This is a genomic window from Halobacillus sp. B29, from assembly GCF_052246755.1.
Classification (GTDB): domain Bacteria; phylum Bacillota; class Bacilli; order Bacillales; family Halobacillaceae; genus Halobacillus; species Halobacillus halophilus.
In genome coordinates, this window is sequence record NZ_JBQQCM010000001.1 from 165007 (window position 1) to 186825 (window position 21819).

Sequence of the window (21819 nt, forward strand, 5' to 3'; positions counted from 1 at the left end):
GAAAAAACAGGGGAGGTAAGTCCTGAATAGACTTGGAGGAGGAGAAAGTTGGATAAAAAGATAAATAACATTCGACCACTGCAGAATAAGAAACAAAAGAAGTACCTTGGCTTAGCAGGTAAAATTATTGGAGTTTTGATCGTACTTGCTTTTCTACTATGGATTACCCTAAGTTGGATTACCGATTATATTTGGATGGATTCTCTGGGATTTGAATCGGTGTACACCACAATATTCAGCACTAAGATCTTACTTGGTATTATAGGATTCATTGTTTATTTCGCACTGACATATGTAACGCTTTCATTAATTAGAAAAGGGTACATCCGCTATTTTGAAAGGGACGAACTGCCATCCGTGATCCGGGATAAGAAGTGGGGACGCCTCATCAGCCTCGGTATTTCGGCATTGGTTGGGTTGTTTGGAAGCAGTATTGTTCAAAGCGTAGGCTGGGAATTGTGGCTGAAGTTCTTAAATAATTCTCCTTTTGGAGTGAATGATCCTCACTTCTCCATGGATATTTCTTTTTATATGTTTGAACTGCCCTTTATTAATTTTGCCTTAAATACTCTGATGGGCTTAGGGATTTTCTTGCTTCTTGTTGAAATCGGCTTTTATTCCGCATTTAATATGTATCGAAAAAGCCGTTTTGCTCAGCTTCATATGGGTGGAACTCTGGCAGTAATTGCGCTGCTTTTAGCTATGGAACATGTATTAGCTCCATTCGGCACGCTCCTTACCAATGAAGTGAACATCTTTCAAACCAGCGTGGTGCACGGGTTAAGTTACACAGATGACGCTGTAAATATCCCTGCCTCCTATGTGTTAGCCGGAGCAGCCATTATCGGGGCAGTCTGGATGATTATTGCTTTGATGCGTGGTAAATATAGAGCCATGCTGATTCCTGTAATTGCATATATAGGTATAGTTCTGCTAAGTCAGGGAGCATCTCTCATCGTCCAGAACTATGTAGTATCCCCAAATGAATTCTCAAAAGAGAGTCCTTATCTTGAGCACAATTTGAACTTTACTCGGACTGCTTATGATCTGGAGTCGATTGATGAACGCCAGCATCCAGGAAATGAAACCCTCGATCAATCGCTGATTGAAAGCAATCAGTTGACCATTGATAATGTCCGGATTAACGATGCTAGACCGATTCTTGACATTTATAATCAACTTCAAACATTCAGGACCTACTATGAATTCAATGATATCGACATTGACAGGTACCAGGTAGATGGAGAATATCAGCAGGTATTCCTTGGAGCCAGAGAATTGAACACGGAGGACCTTCCGTCACAGGCTAAAACGTGGGTGAACGAAAACTTAAGATATACACATGGTTACGGTATAGCGATGAGTGATGTAAATGAAATCACGCCTCAGGGACAGCCGGAGTATATGCTTAAAAATCTGCCTTCTCAAGGTGTGATGGATATCTCACGTCCGCAAATTTACTTCGGTGAAGAAAACTATCAAAATGTAATCGTGAATAGTGGAGTAGATGAATTTGACTACCCTTCCGGTGAGGAGAATAAGTCCACACGTTTTGAAGCAGACACCGGTATCCCGCTATCGGGTCTGAACCGGGCGCTTTTCAGTTTAGAAGCTGGATCCTTCCGAATGTTTGTATCGGATCAGGTGACCGGGGAAAGTCAGCTGCTGGCTGAGCGAAACATTATGGACCGAGTTGAAAAAATTGCTCCTTTTCTAAATTACGATGAGGATCCTTATATCTTTGTTCGTGAAGACGGCAGTCTTTCGTGGATGATTGATGCATACTTAACAGCCGAACGGTATCCTTACTCAGAGCCGCATAAAGGAGAAGAAAATTATGTCCGAAACTCTGTAAAGGTAACGATTGACGCTTACACAGGTGAAGTAGACTTTTACGCTGTTAACTCGGATGAACCGCTTCTTCAAACGTATCAGAAAATGTTTCCGGATCTCTTTACAGAAGACATACCGGCTGATATCCAGTCCCACTTCCGTTACCCAGTGGATCTGTTTAAAATACAAGCATCCATGTATGGTACTTACCACATGACCAATCTGGAAGTATTTTATAACCGGGAAGACTACTGGGAATTTCCTACTGAAAAGTACTTTGATGAGGATATAGAGATGGAGCCTTATTACATCACGATGAAGCTTCCGGAGAGTGATGAGGAAGAATTTGTACTCATGACTCCTTACACTCCAAGAAATCGTCAAAATATGATTGCCTGGATGGGAGTGAGAAACGATGGGGAGAACTACGGAGAAACATTTGTCTATCGTTTCCCTAAACAAGAGAATGTCTATGGTCCCCAGCAAATTGAAAATCGAATTAACCAGGACAGTAATATTTCTCAGCAATTGAACCTCTGGTCTCAGGGCGGTTCGGAAGTCATTCGAGGTAATCTGCTTGTCATTCCGATTCAGGATACGGTATTGTACGCTGAACCGATTTACATTGAATCTTCCAACGAAACGTCCCTGCCTGAAGTCAAACAGATTATATTGGCTTATGGCGATCAGATTGTAATGGAACCTACATTTGACCAGGCGCTCGAAAGTCTTCTAGCTCGAACCGATCCAGACGTTGAACCGAGTGAGGGTGAAGAAGAGCAGCCTGAAGGAAATGAAAACGCTCAAGACTTGGTAGAATCAGAACAAAAACTCCAGGAGCTTTCCACTTTATTTGAGGAATATCAAAATGCGCTATCCAATGGAAATTGGGAACAAGCGGGCACGATTATGAGTGAAATAGAAAGTATGCTGGGTGAAACGAATTAACGATTTTTAACATAAAAAGATGCTTTCCATGTTAAAGGAAAGCATCTTTTCCTTTTTCCTCTGCGAGTTCTCCTTATTGATTACCCCCAAATAAAACCCCATTATCTCCGTCATTTTCACCCAGTTCATACGCCGCTGACCAAGGTGCTTCCGTTTTCAACCTGGGAGTCCCGCCATTTGATGCCAATCCAGTGTTTTTCATGAACAGACCTAAAAAGGTGGAGAACTTTCTCCCTTCAACTAATCCTTTCTTCGGGCTGATCTTTATAAAACTGCCAGTTCACTCCGTCCTGCCATAAATCTTCGAAAACTGAACTCAGTTGCCGTCCCATTCTTTCGTCGTCTGCCCGAAGCAGGATTTCATCATTTTTTCTCTCGGCATTATAAGTGAAATTATAAGAACCAACTAAAGCATGCAAGCGGTCAGTAATTAGCATTTTAATATGCATCGTTCCGTCGTGGGTGTTGGTACGGACGGCAACCCCGTTGTCCGTGAGTTCCTTAATATTTTTGATCTGAGCTTCGAACGATTTTAGCTGTTCCCGGTCAGTAAATACTCGCACTTTAACGCCTCGTTTCGACGCTTGAATCAGCTCAGCGGCTATATTTTGGTTGGAAAAAAGAAAAATGGCTACATCAATGGTTTTTTCAGCATTTTGAATGGTTTCTATAATCTCTTTTAAAGGAGAGCGCTCCGTCTTAGATAGAAAATAAGCGAGGGAATACGTCTCTTTCTTTTGCCTAATTGTCCACCTATACGTAATATAAGAGCTTGCTAAGATGGAGCATCCGGCGGTTATTAGGATTTCCATAGAGTTCCTCCTATCCTTACATCTATATTTATGTGAACCCATTTCTGTCCTATTCAATCCGTCTTGTTTGGATGTCACTCATCAATTAGGAGAATAAATTCAACCGTGTACACTCAAGTTAATAAAAAAGGAGGAAGTATGTATGGATAATGATTCACAGAACATTCATTCTGAGAGTTCACCGCACCCTGATGGGAATGGGGAAGGAGTAATCAGTGATTCTAAAGGGTTGCAAATGGGTGTTACCGTAGATGCGAAGCGATCTTGGAAAGGAAAAGAAAAAGAATTGAACTTGCAGCCCGATGAAAAAATAAAAGAGTTTAAACAGCATATGGAGAATATAAGGGGTAAGAAAGACTAACGTTCAAAGATGCTAAAAAAGCTCACAGCCATAAGCTGTGAGCTTTTTCTATAATGTCTGATATTTCTAATCAGCCTGTATTACGAAGACCAGCTGCAATACCACTTATGGTCAGCAGGACTTCGGTTAGTAGTTCATCATCTTGATCTTCCGATGCGCGCAGCTCTTTAATCAGCTCCACTTGTAGGAAATTCAGCGGATCGACGTAAGGGTTACGCAGACGTACGGATTCTTTGATCGTCGGCTGATGAGTGAGTAATTCTTCATCCCCTGAAATCTTCAGAAGAATTTCTTTGGTTCGCTCGTATTCGTCAACGATGTTATTAAAGATTCGTTCGCCAAGCTCCTGGTCATTAACCAGCTGTGTATATTCCTGTGCTGTTTGAATATCCGCTTTAGTAAGAGCCATCTGTAAGTTGTTGATGGTGGAGCGGAAGAACGGCCAATTAATATACATCTGCTTAAGCTGTTCAAGTCTGTCATTATCATTTTCAACGTAACTCGCGAGGCCCGAACCTGCTGCATACCACGCAGGGATCAGCTGACGGTTCTGTGACCATGCGAATACCCATGGGATCGCACGCAGATTCTCAAACTTGGAACTGTCTTTACGCTTCATTGGACGTGAGCCAATGTTCAGTTCACTGATTTCTTTTAATGGTGTTGCTTCGTTGAAGTAGGTCAGGAAGTCTTTATCGCCGAATACCAGGGATTGATATTTCTTCAGTGAAATTTCAGCAATTTCTTCCATCGCCTGTTCCCATGCGTCTTCGCGATTATGAGCTTGTTCTGATTCCTGGGAAACATTGGCTGCCCCTTCGAGTAGGGTGGACGCGCCTTGTTCCAGGCTGCGGTAGGCAATATCTTTTATCAAATAGCGGGAGGAAAGAACTTCCCCTTGTTCGGTAATTTTTACACCATCCCCCAGTGTTTCTTCCGGCTGGGAAAGGAGACTTCGGTTTAGGGGACCGCCACCGCGACCCAAGGAACCGCCGCGCCCGTGGAAGAACTTCAGTCCGACGTTATACTCGCGGGCCATTGTATGAATTTCCTGCTGAGCTTTGTATAGTCTCCAGTTAGCTGTTAATGTACCACCATCTTTACTGCCGTCTGAATAACCAAGCATGATTTCCTGATGGTTATTTCGGTGCTTAAGATGTTTCGCATAGACATCCATCTCAAATAACGTCTTCAGGATTTCAGGTCCAGCTACGAGGTCATCAACGGTTTCCAGTAATGGAGCTACGTTAATATTGCTTTCAACCGTTCCGTCAGCATGCAGACGGTAAATGCCGGCTTCTTTAGCAAGCACGAGAACTTCTAACAGGTCGCTTGCAGATTCCGTCATACTGATCAGATAAACTTCAATAGAGCGCTTTCCGAACTCAATATGTGCGTTACGGATCATTTGGAAGACGGTAAGCATTTCCTGAGTGCTGTCTGAATAATCCTCATTTAATAATGAAATAGGACGCGGGTCCTTCAATACGCTTTGCAGAACCTCAATTTTCTTGTCTTCAGCAAGTTCACTATAATTATCTTCAATACTTACCTTACGCAACAGCTCGTCCACTGCTGATTCGTGTTCACCGCTATGGTTCCGGATATCGAGAGTTGCTAAGTGGAATCCGAACAATTCAACCTGGCGAATTAGTTTGCGCAGTTTTTTCAATTCGCGTCTGGCAGGCTGGTGCGTTTTGGCGCTTTTCTGAATTTGATAAAGATCTTCAAGCAGCTCATCAGCATAATCATAGCCGAGATCTGATTGACCGACCTGGCGCAAACGTTCAAGAACGATAGCAAATTTACGGCGGTAAATCTCTTTTTCTACGCGCCATTTCTTCCCTTTAGGGAGCAACGGTTCTTCTTTCTCTATAGAGGCCATTAATTCGTCTGTAACCGTTACTTGAGCAGAAGAATGACTGAAACGTTTCATTAACTCTACAAGCACCTCTTCATACTTTTTCAGAACAAGATTACGCTGCTTCTGTAAAGTCTGCCACGTAATATCAGGGGTCACGTTCGGATTTCCGTCACGATCGCCCCCAATCCAGGAACCGAAACGAAGGAAATTAGGCACATCCCAATCTTCTTCCGGATAGTTCTCCTCGAGACAATATTCCAGTTCCTGATGGATTTCTGGAAGCACATCGAAAAGCGTTTCATCAAAGTAATAGAGGCCGTTTCGCACCTCATCCATTACAGTCGGCTTACGATCACGCAGTTCATCCGTCTGCCATAGAACGCTGACTTCGTTTTGAAGACTGTCCTTCAGGCTGTCTCTTTCATTCTTAGTAAGTTGAGGATTATCCAGCTTCTGCAAAATAGTAGCAATTCTCTTCTGGATTTCCAGCACGGTTCTTTTTGTAGCTTCTGTTGGGTGTGCGGTAATAATCAGTTCAAGAGAGAGATGATCCAATACTTTTTGAATGACATCTTTTGAAAAATTGTTTTTCTTTAGATTTAGTACGGCGCTTTCTAGAGAGAAAGGCTGGGCTCCGTGGTCTTCTCTTAGTTGATACTCGCGACGCCTGCGGATACGGTGGTTTTGTTCAGCTATGTTAACGAGGTGGAAATAAATTGAGAAAGCCCGGATCACCTGGGATCGCATAGGAGGCTTGAGGTTTTGAATTTCTTCTTTCAGTTGATTATAAGTAGATGTACTATGATTGTTTCGAAGATCTTTCGTCAATTGACGAATGGTTTCAACTTTGTTTAATAACTCTTCTCCACCGTGATGGACAAGTAGATTACCGAGCATTTTACCCAGTTCACTAATGTCCCGGCGTAAGGGAGTTGTATGATCGTTTGTTTTTGGCTGATTAGTCACACTTTCACCTTCCTGTAATTACATTTATTTTATAGTTACTTGAAAGTTACCTTATGTTTTCATAATGTTATCAGAATAATGGGCATAGTCAAATACTTCGAACCGTAATGATGACAGCAGATGCAGAGATTTTGAACAGGGTTAAATTGGTAAGAGTAAAGAATATACGTAATGTAAGCGTTATCTTTTAAGGGGAGGGAAGAAGGACCTATTTCTGTAATTTTTTTTAAGAATGAGTTACAAATGGTTTGCTTACCGTTAAAAAAAGGAAAGAAATGTTATTATAGTAGCAATTAAATTATAGGAGGATCTCCATGTCTGTACAATTAGTACTTGATTCCAAGTCAACATTAGGTGAAGGTCCAAGCTGGGACTCAGAAAAGGAAGTTCTGTATTGGGTAGATATTGTCGGGAAGAAGATTCACCGATATGATCCCGTCCAGCATGAAAATACGACGGTAGAATTGGAGCAGTATCCTGGTACCATTCAACCACGGGAGGATGGCGAAGTCGTTCTTGCGCTTCAAAATGGCTTTTACTTTTATAACTGGATGTCAGAAACTCTGGAGCCTATAACCGATCCGGAAAAACACTTACCAAGCAATCGGTTTAATGATGGTAAATGCGACCCTGCCGGAAGGTTTTGGGCAGGGACTATGAATTTAGAGGAGCAACAGGACAAAGGAGCTCTTTACAGGCTGGATACGAATCTTGAAGTTACAGAGAAGCTGAATGGACTCAGCATATCTAATGGGCTCGCATGGTCACCTGATCATGCCTATATGTATCATATTGATACGCCCACCAAACAAGTGGTGCGATACGACTTTAATATGGAGACAGGGGAAATTACCAATCCGAAAACCGTGGTAACCATTCCGGACGCTCAAGGGTCGCCGGATGGCATGACCATTGATGAAGAAGGGATGCTATGGATCGCTCATTTTGGCGGAGCGGGCGTCTCCAGATGGGACCCTGAAAAAGGAGAGTGTTTAGAATTCATCGACGTCCCAGCCGCAAATGTCACTTGTTGTGTATTTGGCGGTAAGGATATGAATGAACTCTATATTACGACAGCAAGAAAAGATATGAGCGATGAGGACTTAGAGAAATATCCGGAAGCAGGAGGACTATTTAAATTAAAGACAAAAGTCCGCGGGCTTCCGTCTTATCCATTTAAAGGATGAGGTCCAGAATAAATAAAAAGGGAAGCTTCCTAGCATGAGGAAGCTTCCCTTTTTTTGTGTGAGAAGTATGGATCCCACTCCGTTCGCAACAGACTCATTTCTAATAAATTCCAAAATGATCCGTTAACTTTCCGGTGGTCTCTAAGCAGTCCATCTTTCTGAAAACCGGCTTTTTCATAGCAGCGGATCGCCGGTTGATTAAAATCAAAGACACCAAGGGCTACCTTATGAAGCTTAAGTTCCTCGAAAGCAATAGCTGTAACTTCGGCAATCATTTGTTCTCCAATTCCACGGTTTTGATGTTCTGGACTTACCAGGACTTTACCGATTCGGGCTGATTCATTTTTCTTATCTATTCTTCCTAAAGAAATGTGTCCGACCACTTCTTTGGATTCAGAATCCCATGCTTTATACACGATGCGGTCAGGCTGACGGGTATAAGAGTCCAGCTGGTTATGATCCAGAGGGAATTGAAAAATAGGACCACCCCATTTCATTAAGAAGGCCTCTGTAGGAATCCAGCCAATCAGCTGATCATAATCTTCGCTTGAAAAATTCTGTAACTCAATCAACTTGTTCCACCTCTAACCTTTTGTATTTCCTTCCTTTTCTTGCCTTATTAAATCCCTCAAATATATCTATTCCAGAAAAAACCACAGCGGTTATTACAGCCGTTAGCCTGATCCACTGAGTTAGATTCGATAAATCGGATTGGAGAGCTGTTTCAAGCTCTGTAACAGCGGCGGGATTAAACAAATCTGGATGGCTGATCATCAGACTTAATAGAATGATCCAAAGAAGGTTATATAGTGTATTAATAAAAGCCAGTTTTATCGTCCACTGCTTTAAGAACCATTTATAAATGATTATAGCAAGAGAACTTCCTGCTAATATAGCAATGTAAGGCCAAAAGCTAGTCAGGATTTCTTCGTTAAATATCGTGGCGGCCTTATTTAAACCTTCACCATCTTCCTGCTCGTATATAGCAAAAAGACGGGAAGCATTCAGGTAAACTGTTATCCCAACAGCGGTCCAGATAAGTCCCCCTGCCAGTTCCCAGTTCGATATCAATCGTTTCTTTGGAATGGCTGGTTTATTCTTCAACTGATCTGGGATCCAGGCTTTTCCGAAAGGTTCATCCTCTGATTTCGTGGACCGTTCGACAACAGCAAAAATAACTGTAATCCAGAACACAGATTGAATCCCGGCAGATACTGCCGCAAAAGAGGTTTGAATGAAGATCGATAGAATAATAGAAAGCATACTTGTTTCGCCAGAGAAAGAAAGAATCTCTTCAGCCACTACGGAGATGACAACAATGATCATAATAATAGGAAGAACGAGCTTTAAAACGTTCAAATACTGATCGTATAAGGCAGGACCAATTAAATAGGAAGGACGATCACTATAGCGTCTGGCGAGTACAGCCGGGTCGCCCAGGTTCGTTAACACAGCTCTTACATCTTTTTCTGATGGATGCTCAGGAAGCATATCTTCAATAGTGGATTGGAGTTCGAGGGCAACATCGTCCTGCATTTTCTCTGGGAGTCTTCGAGTGACCTCGTAAACATACGTTTTAATTAAGTCCATCCTTTTCCTCTCCTTGTAATAAATTATGAAGTTGTAAAGAAGTTCTTTCCCATTCTGCTTTCAGCTCATTAAAGATCTCATAACCATAATCACTCAGTACGTAATACTTTCTAGGCCGGCTTTCCGACGTATCCCACGTGCTGGTTACTAATTCCTGTTTTTCGAGTCGTCTGAGCAAAGGGTAAAGTGTACTTTGATCAATAACAATGCCCGAAGATTCCAAGCGCTGAACAAGTGAGTATCCATACTGAGGAGACTTTAATTGGCTGAGCACAGCAAGCGTCAAAGAGCCCCTTCTCATCTCCGTAATTAAGGAATTTAATAATTTACTCAATGAGCCACCTCGCTCTCTCTTTATAGTGTATATCATACACCATTGTATGACATATAACAATAACATTATTACGGCGTCCTGAAAGGTCAAACCCTTTCGCTTTAAAGTGGCAAAATTTTTTAGTTTCTAACAGGAGCTATTCAATGATAAAGTAGATAAGAAGTTTAAGATTGAAGTAAGGAGGGAGTCTAGTGGCTGACCAGGAAAGTAACGAAGTCATAGATGAAGCATTAGGAGAGAAAGACATTCGACGGTTAGAATTTCGTGGTGGTGTATTTGCTGCGACGATTCCTTTAGTGTTTTTCATTATTTGGGCGATTGCCTTAAGTGTAACGGAATTAGTAACTGAGCAGTCCCTTGTACTTGGGATGGTAATCGGGATAGCCATTGGTTTGTTTTTCTGTAAATCCCAGTGGGCAGATTATGCTCAAAGTTTATTTTCAGGAATGGCTCAGCCCGTAGGTGTTATTGCTGTTATTGCCTGGTTTTGGGCAGGGATGTTTGCAAAGCTATTATCGGCCGGTGGGCTTGTAGATGGCCTGATCTGGTTTGGTTTTCAGACAGGATTAGAAGGTGGCGCTTTTGTAGCCATTACTTTCTTATTGTCAGCTCTGTTCGCAACGGCCGTAGGTACAGGTTATGGTACAGTAGCTACGTTTGGCGTCCTAATGTATCCGGCTGGGGTCATTTTAGGGGCAGATCCCGTAATATTACTTGCCGCTATCTTAAGTGGTGCGGTGTTCGGGGACAATCTGGCTCCCGTATCTGATACAACCATCGTATCTGCGACTACTCAGGAAGCAGATGTACCTGGGGTTGTTCGCTCAAGGTTCAAATATTCCATAACGGCTGCTATTCCGGCTCTTATTCTATTTATTATCTTTGGTGGCGGCGGAGAACAGGGAAGTACAGAGGTTATTAACCAGCTGCAGGCGCAAGTAGCTCCTGACGGGTTGATTATGCTCCTGCCATTCATTCTCGTACTCTATCTGGCACTGAGCGGCCATCACTTGCTTACCTCATTGACATGGGGGATCGTCACTTCCGTAGGACTCATTGCTGTGTCAGGTGTTTCCTTAACAAAAGTTCTTCACATTTATAAAAATGATTCTGGAGAGGCTGTTGTGGAGGGCGCCTTAATGAGTGGAATAGGCGGCTATTTTAATATGGCCATTCTAATTCTATTAATCTTGGCTGCTGCCCATTTGCTTGAGATAGCCGGTACAATGGAAGTTATTAAAAATTTCTTCCTTGGAATTATTAAAAATGTGGTTCGCCGGGCGGAACTTTCGATATTTGGAATTGTAGCCTTTTTAAATGTGTTTATCACAATAAACACAGCGGCAGAAATTGCTGCAGCTCCATTTGTCAGAAAGCTTGGGATAGAGATGAATATCCATCCATATCGCAGAGCCAACTTTCTCGACACGGTGACTTCATCATTAGGCTACATTTTTCCGTGGAGCGGTGGAGTGCTTCTCGCATGGGCTACGATACAGGGAGCTGCTGAGGAGTATGACTTCCTTCCGGTTGTTGGTCCAACAGAAGTCTTTCCATATGTGTTCCAGGGCTGGGGACTGCTCATCGTTATGTTTGTTGCAGCAATGACTGGCTGGGGACTACGCTATAGTGGGAAAAATGGGGAAGAAGTTAAACCAACAAAACATTCGTAATAGAAAATCCTCCCTGGGCGGCTTGCCGCAGGGAGGATCTTTTTTTATTGGATATGAGCTTTTGCTTCTTTCATCTGATCTAAATGACGAAGCTCGTGCCAGCCGATAAATTCCACCCACTGTTCAAGGTTTAGGTCACCGAAAGAGGGATGAGGGAAAGCGCGATTCTGAAGTGTTTCCTTATCCTTATTATGAACTAGGAAATAAGTGGCTTCACGCGTATGTTCCAAACCTTTCTTTGCCTCTTCCAACGTGTTGAATTCGCCTTTTGGTTTCAGGGGCTGAGGTGCCTCTACTTTATAGTCGCGGTTGGTTGTCTTATGCAGCGGCTTTTCATTTACCTGCTGCTCATCCCCCTGTTTGATCGCCTGATTCATCTGATGGACAATCATTTGTTCCATTAAGTACAAATGCTCTAAGACTTCTAATATAGACCAGGAATTTTCATCCGGCTTCGTGCGTGCTTCCTCGTCAGATACCTCTTCCACAAAAGCTAGTAATTCGTTTCTTTTTTCTTCTATTCCGTACATCTTGTAACCATCCTTTCCAAGTATAGGATATTTCGAGTCTACCATATGTAGCCGCTTATTTTCCTCTATTAAATATGTAAACGGTTTTTCTTTTAATAGAAGACATAGTAAAATGATGGGAAGATTGAAAAAATTTACTTTTCTACTTTTCTTACAAGTGAAAGGAGCACGATTAAATGCAGCACTTAGACTATCTCTATCATCCCTATGAGACTACAAGAAATTCGACCATTGCGAAAAACGGAATGGTTGCAACCTCACAGCCGCTTGCGTCTCAGGCTGGGCTATCCATACTGCAAAAAGGAGGAAATGCGATAGACGCAGCCATAGCAACCGCCGCCGCGCTAACGGTTGTGGAACCTACTTCCAACGGAATTGGTTCAGACGCCTTTGCCCTCGTTTGGACAGAAAATAAACTTTATGGACTGAATGGGAGTGGTCATTCACCTGCCTCGATTTCTACTGAAGAAATAAAGAAACGAGGGTACGAAGAGATTCCGAAGTTTGGCTTTGAGCCTGTTACTGTTCCTGGAGCACCAGGGGCATGGGCAGAACTATCCCGCCGTTTTGGGAAGCTTCCATTTAAAGAATTGTTCGCTCCCGCTATTCAATACGCGGAAGAAGGATATCCAATCTCTCCTGTACTAGGGAAGTTCTGGCGAATGGCTGCAGCCAAATTCCGTGAAACATTAATAGGAGAAGAATTCACCCACTGGTTCGATACCTTTGCCCCAGATGGCAAAGCTCCTGAAATCGGTGAAGTCTGGAACTCGGAAGGCCATGCCCAAACACTGAGAAAAATAGCTGAAACGCATGCGGAAGACTTCTATAATGGAGAAACAGCTGATCGAATCGATGCTTTTTCTAAACAGTACGGCGGTTTTATTTCTAAAGAAGACTTAGCCAGCTATCAACCGGAATGGGTTGATCCAATTTCTGTGAATTACCGTGGTTATAACGTGTGGGAAATCCCTCCGAACGGCCAGGGACTTGTGGCGCTTTCAGCTTTGAACATGCTAAAAGGGTTTGACATACTTGAAAAAGAAAGTGATTCTACATATCATAAGCAAATAGAAGCTATGAAACTCGCTTTTGCAGACGGAGAAAAGTACATTGCTGATGCCTCTTCTATGGAAGTAGACATCGATGATTTATTAAATGATGATTATTCAGCTGAACGCAGATCTTCTATTACAGAAGAGGCGGGCGTGCCGGAAGCGGGCGTTCCCCCGAAAGGAGGAACCGTGTATCTCGCTGCCGCGGACGGGGAAGGGAACATGGTATCGTTTATTCAAAGCAACTACATGGGATTCGGTTCTGGATTAGTGGTTCCTGGAACTGGCATTGCTCTTCAAAACCGTGGTCATAACTTCACCATGGAACAAGGGCATGCCAACTCTCTGGAAGGGAATAAGAGATCGTATCATACCATTATCCCTGGCTTTTTAACGAAGGGAGATCAGCCCGTCGGACCATTTGGCGTCATGGGCGGATTTATGCAGCCCCAGGGCCACGTTCAGGTTGTTATGAACACGGTTGATTTTCATTTAAACCCGCAGTCAGCGCTTGATGCTCCACGCTGGCAGTGGATGAAAGGTAAAACGGTATGGGTAGAGCCGAACTTCCCTAAGCATGTCGCGGAAGCTCTCGCGCGCCGCGGCCACGAAATCAGCGTTCAGCTGGAAACAGGTGCTTTCGGGAGAGGCCAGATTATATGGCGTGATCCGGAAACAGGAGTTTTATATGGCGGCACGGAGTCAAGAACAGATGGTACGATCTCCGCTTACTGAATGAAGAGGAGAGTCGGTTTGGAAGGAGAGGAGAAGTATGCAGCAGTGGAATCTCTTTATAGCCTTTTTTCGTGTGGGAATGCTCGGTTATGGAGGAGGTCCTGCTTCCATACCGCTGGTCCATAAGGAAGTGGTTGAAAAATATGAATGGCTCACGGACGATGAATTTGGCGATGTCCTGGCTTTAGGCAACTCGCTGCCAGGTCCCATTGCTACAAAAATGGCAGGGTACATAGGTTATCGAGTTTCAGGAATCATAGGGATGTTGAATGCTGTATTAGCAACCATTATACCTACAATTGTCATCATGATTGTGCTGATTACTTCGTTAAACAGTTTTCGCGACCAGGCCTGGGTCAATGGGATGACACGAGCCGTGGTTCCGGTGGTAGGAGTTATGCTTGCCAAGCTGACTTATGATTTTCTAAAAAAAGCTCAAGGAAATCTGGGGTGGATCGTCTCGCTATCTCTTGCGGTTGTCTCTCTTTTACTGATTGAGTGGATCGGCTTGCATCCTGGTCTCCTTATCTTTGCGCTGTTACTATATGCTTTGCTTAAACCTGTAAAAGCTAAAGATAAACCAAATCATAAAAGTCAGGAGCAGTCATCATGATTTTTTGGAAACTATTTGTTGCTTTTTTTATACCTGGAATTATTGGTTATGGGGGAGGTCCTGCTTCGATCCCTTTGGTAGAAAATGAGGTTGTGGGACGATTTGGATGGATGAGTGTGACGGAATTCAGCGAAATGCTTGCTATGGCGAATGCGCTGCCAGGGCCGATTGCTACAAAAATGGCCGGTTTTGTCGGCTATCAGCAGGCAGGGGTTCTGGGTGCAGTGGTCGGTGTCTTTGCCACAGTTGCTCCATCGCTTATTTTAATGATTGTCCTGTTGAGTTTTCTATATAAATTCAAGGATTCTCCCAGGGTCAAGCGGATGACTAACTTAATCCGCCCAGCGATTGCCGTGCTTCTTGGGATTATGGCGTACCAGTTTTTTGGGAATTCCTATGAATCCACAGGTTTCCTGCAAACAGCAATCCTGATCATCGCCAGTTTCTTGTTACTTGAAAAAGTAAAACTGCACCCCGCCTTTGTAATCCTTGGATCGCTCATATACGGCGCCTTGTTCTTAGGTTGAACAAAGCCGCTTATTAAACAAACGGGACGGATTGTTGAAGACTCAGTTTCGAGATAAATTGAGTCCGTTGCCTGAAATCGATGAGGGGCGGCTACGTGAGAAGAACGGACCCTACTATTGGAGAAGCTAGTGTCCTACATCAGCCTTAAATGCTTCTATAGCAGGGGTTATCCCACGTGCACGCTCATTGTTATAGGTTTAACCCCACCGTAAACCATGGCGTTCCGAACATGATATCGAGTTCCCTATTTAGCAAGGTCCGGAGGGGGACGATGCAGACTCCTGTGGGATGAACATGATCGGTAAGATCCCGGAAGGCGAAGCCTGAGGAAGCTTACCACATGCCCACGGAAAGCGAAATCGTCCCCCGCAGGACCTAATTCTCACAAAAGTCTCGAAATCAAGTCTTAAACAAACGCGAGCGAATCTATAATATTCAACAGAGACTTTAGGTAGTACAAGAACTCACAGTTTCCGGACTCTCTTTAATCATCAGTTCAGCAAAATCCCCCTGTGAAGAAGGAGTACCATAGGAATAGAGCGAATATCCTAGTTAGGAACCAACTATGCGATTAAAGGGGAGAGAAGAATGAGCAAATATTCTATTGAACAATTTATAAGAGAAACAAAGCAGGACGATGCAGAGAATGAATACTTCGAGCTGGAAACCCCGCGTATCCTGGAAGTGAACCTGACCGATCAAGTGTGGGCGAAAGCAGGATCCATGATCTCGTACAACGGGCAGATTAAATTTGAAAGAGAAGGATTCCTTGAGCACGGTGTAGGTCGTTTCGTGAAAAAAGCCATGAGTGGAGAAGGAAGCTCTCTGATGAAAGCTACCGGACGCGGCAGCCTTTACTTAGCTGATCAAGGCAAAAAAATTACTATTCTGGAACTGGATAACGAAGAAATTACAGTGAATGGCAATGATCTTCTCGCCTTTGAGCCAGGCGTAGACTGGGATATTCAACTGATGAAAAAAGTTGCCGGAATGATGTCGGGCGGCTTATTCAACGTTAAACTGAAGGGAAGAGGTAAAGTAGCGATCACGTCTCATTACGAACCGCTTACCATTATGGTGCGCCCGGGGCAGCCAGTAATTACCGATCCAAATGCTACGGTCGCCTGGTCGGGTCATTTGCAGCCTGAGTTTCGTACAGATATAAGCTTTAAAACTCTCATTGGACGGGGAAGTGGAGAATCGATCCAAATGGAATTCAAAGGCGACGGCTTTGTCATCGTCCAGCCGTTTGAAGAGATTAATACTTCAGGCGAGCGCGGCAAATAAAGATTTGTCGAATGATGGAGAGTTCAATATGGACTGGCATTTTCTTATGACAGTCTGAATAGAGTAAAAGACCGGGAGCTGAATATGTTTTTTTCCAAAAAAAATTTTAGCTTCATCCTTTACTTCACTGCTAAAACGTTGTAAGATATGAAATAACTTAAAAATAAATAACGGAAACTTCTTATCCAGAGAGGCGGAGGGACTGGCCCTTTGATGCCCGGCAACCATCGAATCAATCTAATGATTGACGAGAACGGTGCCAATTCCTGTAGGATGGTGACATCCTAAGAGATGAGAGGATCGTACGGACTATAATACGACCCCTTTTCTTGGATAAGAAAAGGGGTCTTTTCGTTGTCATATACCCGTGAAGGCTCTCGATAGAAGTTGCGTTAAAAAGAAAGGAAAGATGAGATATGGCGAAGGCAATTTTTGGAGCAGGGTGTTTCTGGGGAGTAGAAGCATTCTTTGAAAAATTTGAAGGCATTACATCTACACGAGTAGGTTATATTGGCGGGAATCTGGATAATCCATCTTATGAACAGGTGAAAACGGGTAAAACAGGTCACGCAGAAGCTGTGAAAGTAGAGTATGACCCGACTGTCATTACTTATTCTGAACTCGTAAATATCTTTTTTGAAACGCACGATCCAACTTCAAAAAATCGTCAAGGTGCCGATATTGGCCACCAATACCGCTCGGCGATTTTTTACAATGATGCCAGTCAAAAGTATATTGCTGAAGAAAAAATTAAAGAGTGGGATGAAAAAGGCACATTCAAGCGCCCGATTGTAACAGAGGTTGTTAAGACCACCACTTTCTATGAAGCGGAAGAGCATCATCAGAAATATTTGCAGAAGAACGGTTCCGTAGCATGTGGAATCGGCTAAAAACGCTTATCCTTGAAAGGCGCTCAGAGTATTTACTCTGAGTGCTTTTTTTATTTTTAGGGCTGCGAAGTTACGCACAGAACCAGGAAGGGAAAACCTTTGAACAGAGCGAACTGAGTGAGAGATAGGTTTTGTGAAGGGAGAGGGAGCGGATTTGTTATGGGTCAATGAATCGATACTAATCATCATGTGTTTGTTTATGGTGGCAGGGGCCCTGGATTACTATGTTCTTAATCAGCGTTTATCTTTAGGAAAGCATTTCTATGATGCCTTTATGATGATGGGGCCGCTAGCCTTATCCATGGTAGGTATCATTTCGCTAGCTCCCGTCTTGTCAGAAGTCGCTGCACCGGTTATTGGTCCTGTCTTTAAAGAACTGGGGGCCGATCCTTCTATGTTTGCTTCTATGATTTTAGCGATTGATATGGGAGCGTACTCCCTGGCCGAAGCGTTAGCCTTAACGGATGAAGCGGCTGTGTTTTCATGGGCATTTTTAGGAACTATGATGGGTCCGACACTCGTCTTTACTATACCGGTCGCTCTTACTGTCATTCAAAAAGAAGACCGTCCTTATTTCGCGAAAGGGATCCTCATCGGAATAGTGACAATACCGATTGGTTGTCTGGCAGGCGGAGCGATCGCAGGATATGAATGGTTATGGATGCTGCATAACTTATTGCCGGCGCTTCTCCTTTCCATTTTTATCGGGATGGGATTATGGTTGTTTACGAATGGAGCTATACGTGTATTTGCCTGGTTTGGAAAAGGAGTCGAAATCCTTATTATTACCGGACTTGCAGCTATTACGATTGAAACGCTTACGGAATTCACCCTCATTTCTGGCATGGCCCCGCTTTCTGAGGGGGTCTCTATTGTAGGCAGGATTACCGTTACCCTTGCAGGAGCGTATCCTTTAATCGCTTTTATTAATCAAAAAGGGGAAAAGGTATGGAATCGGTTGAGCCAGAAGATTGGTTTAAATGCTTCTGCTATGACCGGCCTCCTGGCTTCCCTTGCCCATCATTTACCTATGCTTGCCATGATGAAGCACATGGATCACCGGGGGAAAATAGTGAATTCGGCTTTTGCGGTAAGTGGAGCTTTTGTACTGGGGAGCCACTTTGCTTTTGTAGCAGGAATTGAAAAAGATATGATTGTTCCTGTTATTGTGGGCAAGCTGATCGCTGGAGGACTCGCTGTAGGTATTGCCTTACTTTTAACAAGAAGGAATAAGCAGATAACTTTAACCAAGTAATCAACTAGGCTATAATCGACGTGAATCTAACCATAAAGGAGTTTTTTCCTGTGAAGACAGAAATGAAAGAGCGCTACAACGAATACATTGAAAAATTCAAAGCGACGGCTCCTGGAGATGTGCAAGAGAAAATGAAGCAGGCCATTCAAGAGCTTGAGCAATCTTCTGATGGGAAAGGTCTATCTGAAGGTGAAAAAGCTCCTAATTTCAACCTTCCTGATGCGAAGGGAAATTCAATTGAATTGTACAAACAGCTGGAAGAAGGGCCTGTCATATTGACGTTTTACCGTGGAGGCTGGTGTCCTTATTGTAATATGGAACTCCGGGCCTATCAGGAGATTCTTAGTGACATTCACGATAGTGGGGGCGAACTAATTGCGATCAGTCCTGAACAACCTGATCACTCTTTATCCACCACTGAGAAAAATGACCTCCAGTTCCATGTGGTAAGTGATGTTGGAAATGAAACGGCCAATCAGTATAATCTCGTTTATCAGCTGCCCGATTATCTTGTTGACGTGTACAAAGAAAAAGGGCTGCGAGTGGACGAGCATAACGGGGATGAAGCGTGGACCCTTCCTGTTTCTGCAACCTATGTAATTGACCAGGACGGAACCATTGTTTATGAATACACCAAAGAAGACTACAAAGATCGTGCAGAGCCTTCAGAAGTACTGGAGCAATTAAAAAAAGTACAAGTATAAAAAGGAAGCACAACCCAGTTCATCGACTGTGGTTGTGCTTTTTTATTTTGTGTATTTGTTAGCATAGCTGCTCGCGGCAATCGAATCTGGCTTAATTTTCGGTTCGATCCCAAGCGATTCAATTCGGGCTACCATTTCATTTACATATAGCCTTGTCCGGTTCCGCTCTCCTGAACCAATGTCAATATGCCCCTCCATTGTAAAAGTAGCACCTTTATAAATATGAGGCAGAATGATATCAATCATTTCATTTTTCTTATCTTCCGTGAATAAAGAAGCGATATGTTCGGTAAGTGATGTCTCATAGGAGATTCGTTCATGCAGCGTGGTCATTTTTCGCGAAATAAGCTTCTTACAGAAACACGCCCACGCGCCTTTTCCAACACGTTGGATGACGATCCCTGTAATAAAAATGGTGTGAGAAGGGTGGATTTGAGAATCAGTACCAAGCATTAAACGGTAATTTCCGAGCGGATCCTTTTTCATAAAGGTCAGGATATGGTCAAATACTTGATCAAAGTCCATCTTTTTGTGGGTTATGTTTTGGAACTTGAGGTCCTTTTCCATCTCAGTCACCCCTTTGTTTGTTAAGCAAGGGCATTACATGCTGCCTTCCTTATTATAAGATATTCATCAACTTTTACTTGAATGCAGAATCAGAAGAGGTGTCGGAGTAATTTAACTTTATCACGTTTATAACGGGAGTATGCCTCCTTTATTATAAAATTATGTATGAATTTAATGAAGATTAGTAATAGGGATACAAAAAAATTTTTATTACCCTCCTCCTTAAGAAACGCGATTCTTTTGGAACCAGCTGAAGAAAATAATAAATAATAGAATGACGACAAAAGCTCCTGTAATAAATTTGATAAGTGTGTTTTCCTGATAAGCAAAGATTGCTCCATAGCCCCATATGAAAACAAGAGGAAACCACGTATCTTTCTGAATGAAATAAAAGGCAAGGGCAATGAGTCCCCCTACTACAAGAATAAATGCGGACCATCCCAGTTCTCCAATGGCAAATAGTTCTTGTACTTCATTTGCTTTCAAAACGACAAAGGTATCCACGATAGTAGCTATAGAGGTCCAGGCGAGGTAAATGGAAAAGGGAGTTCTGTATTTTTGAGTAGAGAGATTTAGTCTTTGAATGATCGTATATACCACACATAAGGTAAGCAACGATAAAGTAATGAACAGTAACGATGGAGTGGTTCCTACCATTACCGTAGTCCCGGATAGGAACATACTTAATGGAAACCATAACCCGATATGACCAATGACACGATTAAGCTCTTCATTTGCAAAGAATGATTTCATTAGAAAGATGAAAAGAAGTAAGTAAATAACGAACCAAATAGAAAAGGCAAACGGGGCCGGCATAACATATACATTGTCGGTAGATGGCTGCATGAAATTTTGTGATAAGAAGAAGGAGGCGGTGAGCAGATACATAAAGCTGGCTAAATTAATCAACTTAAAAGCAAGCAGTCTCATGTGATGATCTCCTTTACTCTGTGATGTTAATCTTGCTGCTGTTCAATCGTCTGGGGCAGTACAGCTTGGAGCTAGTACAGTGTATGTGCCAATTTGGATTAAATGACAGGAAGAAGGAATCGCAACGATGCCTGATTAAAGATTTTTCTCTTTGTACTCTTTTAATGCCGCACGTATGGCTGTTATGTAGTGTGTAAAGGCTTCGGTTTGATTAGTAGCATCATTTCTGGAACTGTAGCTAATCGTTCCATTTTCAAAAAATGCTTTTCTTTGCGCTCGTGTTAGTTCCAATTGAACGCCCTCTCCGGATTTAGTTTGATTCACAATATTTTTTGGATGGTCGCCGTCCAGGTGCTCAGGGGCTTCCTTAACACGGAAGCCCCTTGATTCTAAATGTTCAGAAATTAAGCCTCTCAAATTCTCGTTTAATCCACCTAGTAGTGTTCTTTTCGTTTCCCCTACAGCCCCATGGATAGAAATATGGACCGAAGCTTCGTTCGCCATAGAAAGAGCCTGTGGTTCATCAAAATTGACAGAACTTATATGTAAATTATTAAAATTTCCGGAACTAAGCTTTCCCTTAAAGGTATAAAAACTGTATTCTTTCCCAGCAACAGCATCTGCCAGCTGTGAAGTTACCTGCTCAATTCCTCCTCCGTGAATGGCACTTACGAGTACACGGCTATTTGGAGATTGGCGTTTTTTGATTTCCCAATCCTCACTTTCTTCGTATACGTCACTTAACTCCGTGAATGTGCAGAATCGATCACCTTCTGCTGGACACTCTACGGAAGAAAAGCTTCTGCTAAAGATGTTATTTTGAAGCAGCAGGGTGATGGCAGCCGCAGAAGCAGCCAGCGTAACCGCTCCAATGATCAATTTAGTTTTAAACATGGGAATCACTCTCTCTGAAATGTTCAAATTATTAATGACCCTTACGAATAGGATCTGTTAAATCGCAGTGTTGATCTTACAGAAAAGCTCCCATTACTTGAAGACTCAGTTTCGAGATAAATGGGTCCGTTACGATAGATGGATAAGGGTTGGTGGGGAAATAACTCGCTTTCCTGTGGGGGAACTGGTGAGCCTCCTCAGTCGTTTCACTCCTTGTGGGGTCTCACCTAGATCCTTCTCCCACGGGAGTCTCGCCATTTCCC

General features: G+C 43.0%; 21 protein-coding genes and 1 riboswitch. Of the genes, 11 read left to right on the plus strand and 10 right to left on the minus strand.

Features of this window, described 5'->3' with window-relative positions; all coding sequences use genetic code 11:
• Positions 1 to 48 precede the first annotated feature (48 nt).
• The gene (locus ACTWP7_RS00770) at positions 49 to 2781 is read left to right on the plus strand and encodes a UPF0182 family membrane protein (protein ID WP_443121619.1); all 2733 of its coding nucleotides are present in this window, start codon (positions 49 to 51) and stop codon (positions 2779 to 2781) included.
• 73 nt (positions 2782 to 2854) lie between these two features.
• On the opposite strand, the gene ACTWP7_RS00775 is transcribed toward ACTWP7_RS00770, so the two are convergent.
• Complete coding sequence (locus tag ACTWP7_RS00775; protein WP_443121620.1) at positions 2855 to 2983, minus strand: hypothetical protein; 129 nt, start codon at positions 2981 to 2983, stop codon at positions 2855 to 2857.
• A 34-nt stretch (positions 2984 to 3017) separates the two neighbouring features.
• Positions 3018 to 3593, minus strand: coding sequence for a phospholipase D-like domain-containing protein (locus ACTWP7_RS00780; protein ID WP_443121621.1), 576 nt, complete (start codon positions 3591 to 3593; stop codon positions 3018 to 3020).
• 142 nt (positions 3594 to 3735) lie between these two features.
• Between ACTWP7_RS00780 and ACTWP7_RS00785 the strand changes: the two genes are divergently transcribed.
• Positions 3736 to 3954: a hypothetical protein gene (locus ACTWP7_RS00785; RefSeq protein WP_443121622.1), complete on the plus strand. Its 219-nt coding sequence runs from the start codon at positions 3736 to 3738 to the stop codon at positions 3952 to 3954.
• Between the two features lie 70 nt (positions 3955 to 4024).
• On the opposite strand, the gene ppc is transcribed toward ACTWP7_RS00785, so the two are convergent.
• A complete protein-coding gene (gene ppc, locus ACTWP7_RS00790) occupies positions 4025 to 6784 on the minus strand; it encodes a phosphoenolpyruvate carboxylase (RefSeq protein ID WP_443121623.1) in 2760 nt (919 codons plus the stop codon).
• Positions 6785 to 7098: 314 nt separating this feature from the next.
• On the opposite strand from ppc, the gene ACTWP7_RS00795 reads away from it, so the two are divergent.
• Positions 7099 to 7971 (plus strand): SMP-30/gluconolactonase/LRE family protein, encoded by an 873-nt coding sequence (locus ACTWP7_RS00795; RefSeq protein WP_443121624.1) that lies wholly within the window; start codon positions 7099 to 7101, stop codon positions 7969 to 7971.
• A gap of 29 nt (positions 7972 to 8000) precedes the next feature.
• On the opposite strand, the gene ACTWP7_RS00800 is transcribed toward ACTWP7_RS00795, so the two are convergent.
• Genes ACTWP7_RS00800 through ACTWP7_RS00810 form a run of 3 tightly spaced genes read right to left on the minus strand, consistent with a single transcriptional unit; the run spans position 8001 to position 9895 of the window.
• Positions 8001 to 8543, minus strand: coding sequence for a GNAT family N-acetyltransferase (locus tag ACTWP7_RS00800; RefSeq protein ID WP_443121625.1), 543 nt, complete (start codon positions 8541 to 8543; stop codon positions 8001 to 8003).
• Positions 8536 to 9561 carry an HAAS signaling domain-containing protein gene (locus tag ACTWP7_RS00805; protein WP_443121626.1) on the minus strand — a complete coding sequence of 342 codons (1026 nt, stop codon included), beginning with the start codon at positions 9559 to 9561 and terminating at the stop codon, positions 8536 to 8538. Before ACTWP7_RS00805 ends, ACTWP7_RS00800 begins: the two co-directional genes overlap by 8 nt.
• Positions 9548 to 9895 (minus strand): PadR family transcriptional regulator, encoded by a 348-nt coding sequence (locus ACTWP7_RS00810; protein WP_014642040.1) that lies wholly within the window; start codon positions 9893 to 9895, stop codon positions 9548 to 9550. Before ACTWP7_RS00810 ends, ACTWP7_RS00805 begins: the two co-directional genes overlap by 14 nt.
• Before the next feature lie 191 nt (positions 9896 to 10086).
• Between ACTWP7_RS00810 and ACTWP7_RS00815 the strand changes: the two genes are divergently transcribed.
• Positions 10087 to 11568 carry a Na+/H+ antiporter NhaC family protein gene (locus tag ACTWP7_RS00815; RefSeq protein WP_443121627.1) on the plus strand — a complete coding sequence of 494 codons (1482 nt, stop codon included), beginning with the start codon at positions 10087 to 10089 and terminating at the stop codon, positions 11566 to 11568.
• Positions 11569 to 11612: 44 nt separating this feature from the next.
• On the opposite strand, the gene ACTWP7_RS00820 is transcribed toward ACTWP7_RS00815, so the two are convergent.
• A complete protein-coding gene (locus ACTWP7_RS00820; protein ID WP_443121628.1) occupies positions 11613 to 12098 on the minus strand; it encodes a DinB family protein in 486 nt (161 codons plus the stop codon).
• 176 nt (positions 12099 to 12274) lie between these two features.
• Between ACTWP7_RS00820 and ACTWP7_RS00825 the strand changes: the two genes are divergently transcribed.
• From ACTWP7_RS00825 to ACTWP7_RS00855, 7 genes are all read left to right on the plus strand, one after another.
• Positions 12275 to 13888: a gamma-glutamyltransferase family protein gene (locus ACTWP7_RS00825; RefSeq protein ID WP_443121629.1), complete on the plus strand. Its 1614-nt coding sequence runs from the start codon at positions 12275 to 12277 to the stop codon at positions 13886 to 13888.
• Between the two features lie 37 nt (positions 13889 to 13925).
• Positions 13926 to 14501 carry a chromate transporter gene (locus ACTWP7_RS00830; protein WP_014642044.1) on the plus strand — a complete coding sequence of 192 codons (576 nt, stop codon included), beginning with the start codon at positions 13926 to 13928 and terminating at the stop codon, positions 14499 to 14501.
• On the plus strand, positions 14498 to 15028 hold the full coding sequence (locus tag ACTWP7_RS00835) for a chromate transporter (RefSeq protein ID WP_443121630.1): 531 nt from the start codon (positions 14498 to 14500) through the stop codon (positions 15026 to 15028). The genes ACTWP7_RS00830 and ACTWP7_RS00835 overlap by 4 nt, the downstream gene beginning before the upstream one ends.
• A gap of 589 nt (positions 15029 to 15617) precedes the next feature.
• Complete coding sequence (locus ACTWP7_RS00840; RefSeq protein ID WP_443121631.1) at positions 15618 to 16316, plus strand: AIM24 family protein; 699 nt, start codon at positions 15618 to 15620, stop codon at positions 16314 to 16316.
• Positions 16317 to 16494: 178 nt separating this feature from the next.
• A riboswitch (SAM riboswitch) is annotated at positions 16495 to 16614 on the plus strand.
• Positions 16615 to 16732: 118 nt separating this feature from the next.
• Complete coding sequence (msrA, locus tag ACTWP7_RS00845; protein ID WP_014642047.1) at positions 16733 to 17206, plus strand: peptide-methionine (S)-S-oxide reductase MsrA; 474 nt, start codon at positions 16733 to 16735, stop codon at positions 17204 to 17206.
• A 154-nt stretch (positions 17207 to 17360) separates the two neighbouring features.
• A complete protein-coding gene (gene eutH / locus ACTWP7_RS00850) occupies positions 17361 to 18461 on the plus strand; it encodes an ethanolamine utilization protein EutH (RefSeq protein WP_443121632.1) in 1101 nt (366 codons plus the stop codon).
• A 50-nt stretch (positions 18462 to 18511) separates the two neighbouring features.
• On the plus strand, positions 18512 to 19165 hold the full coding sequence (locus ACTWP7_RS00855; RefSeq protein WP_443121633.1) for a peroxiredoxin-like family protein: 654 nt from the start codon (positions 18512 to 18514) through the stop codon (positions 19163 to 19165).
• Between the two features lie 42 nt (positions 19166 to 19207).
• Here ACTWP7_RS00855 and ACTWP7_RS00860 read toward each other — a convergent pair whose 3' ends face one another.
• The 3 genes from ACTWP7_RS00860 to ACTWP7_RS00870 form a co-directional block, all read right to left on the minus strand.
• On the minus strand, positions 19208 to 19732 hold the full coding sequence (locus tag ACTWP7_RS00860; protein ID WP_014642050.1) for a ribonuclease H-like YkuK family protein: 525 nt from the start codon (positions 19730 to 19732) through the stop codon (positions 19208 to 19210).
• A 222-nt stretch (positions 19733 to 19954) separates the two neighbouring features.
• The gene (locus ACTWP7_RS00865) at positions 19955 to 20662 is read right to left on the minus strand and encodes a TspO/MBR family protein (RefSeq protein ID WP_443121634.1); all 708 of its coding nucleotides are present in this window, start codon (positions 20660 to 20662) and stop codon (positions 19955 to 19957) included.
• 135 nt (positions 20663 to 20797) lie between these two features.
• Positions 20798 to 21556, minus strand: coding sequence for a poly-gamma-glutamate hydrolase family protein (locus tag ACTWP7_RS00870; RefSeq protein WP_443121635.1), 759 nt, complete (start codon positions 21554 to 21556; stop codon positions 20798 to 20800).
• Positions 21557 to 21819 lie beyond the last annotated feature (263 nt).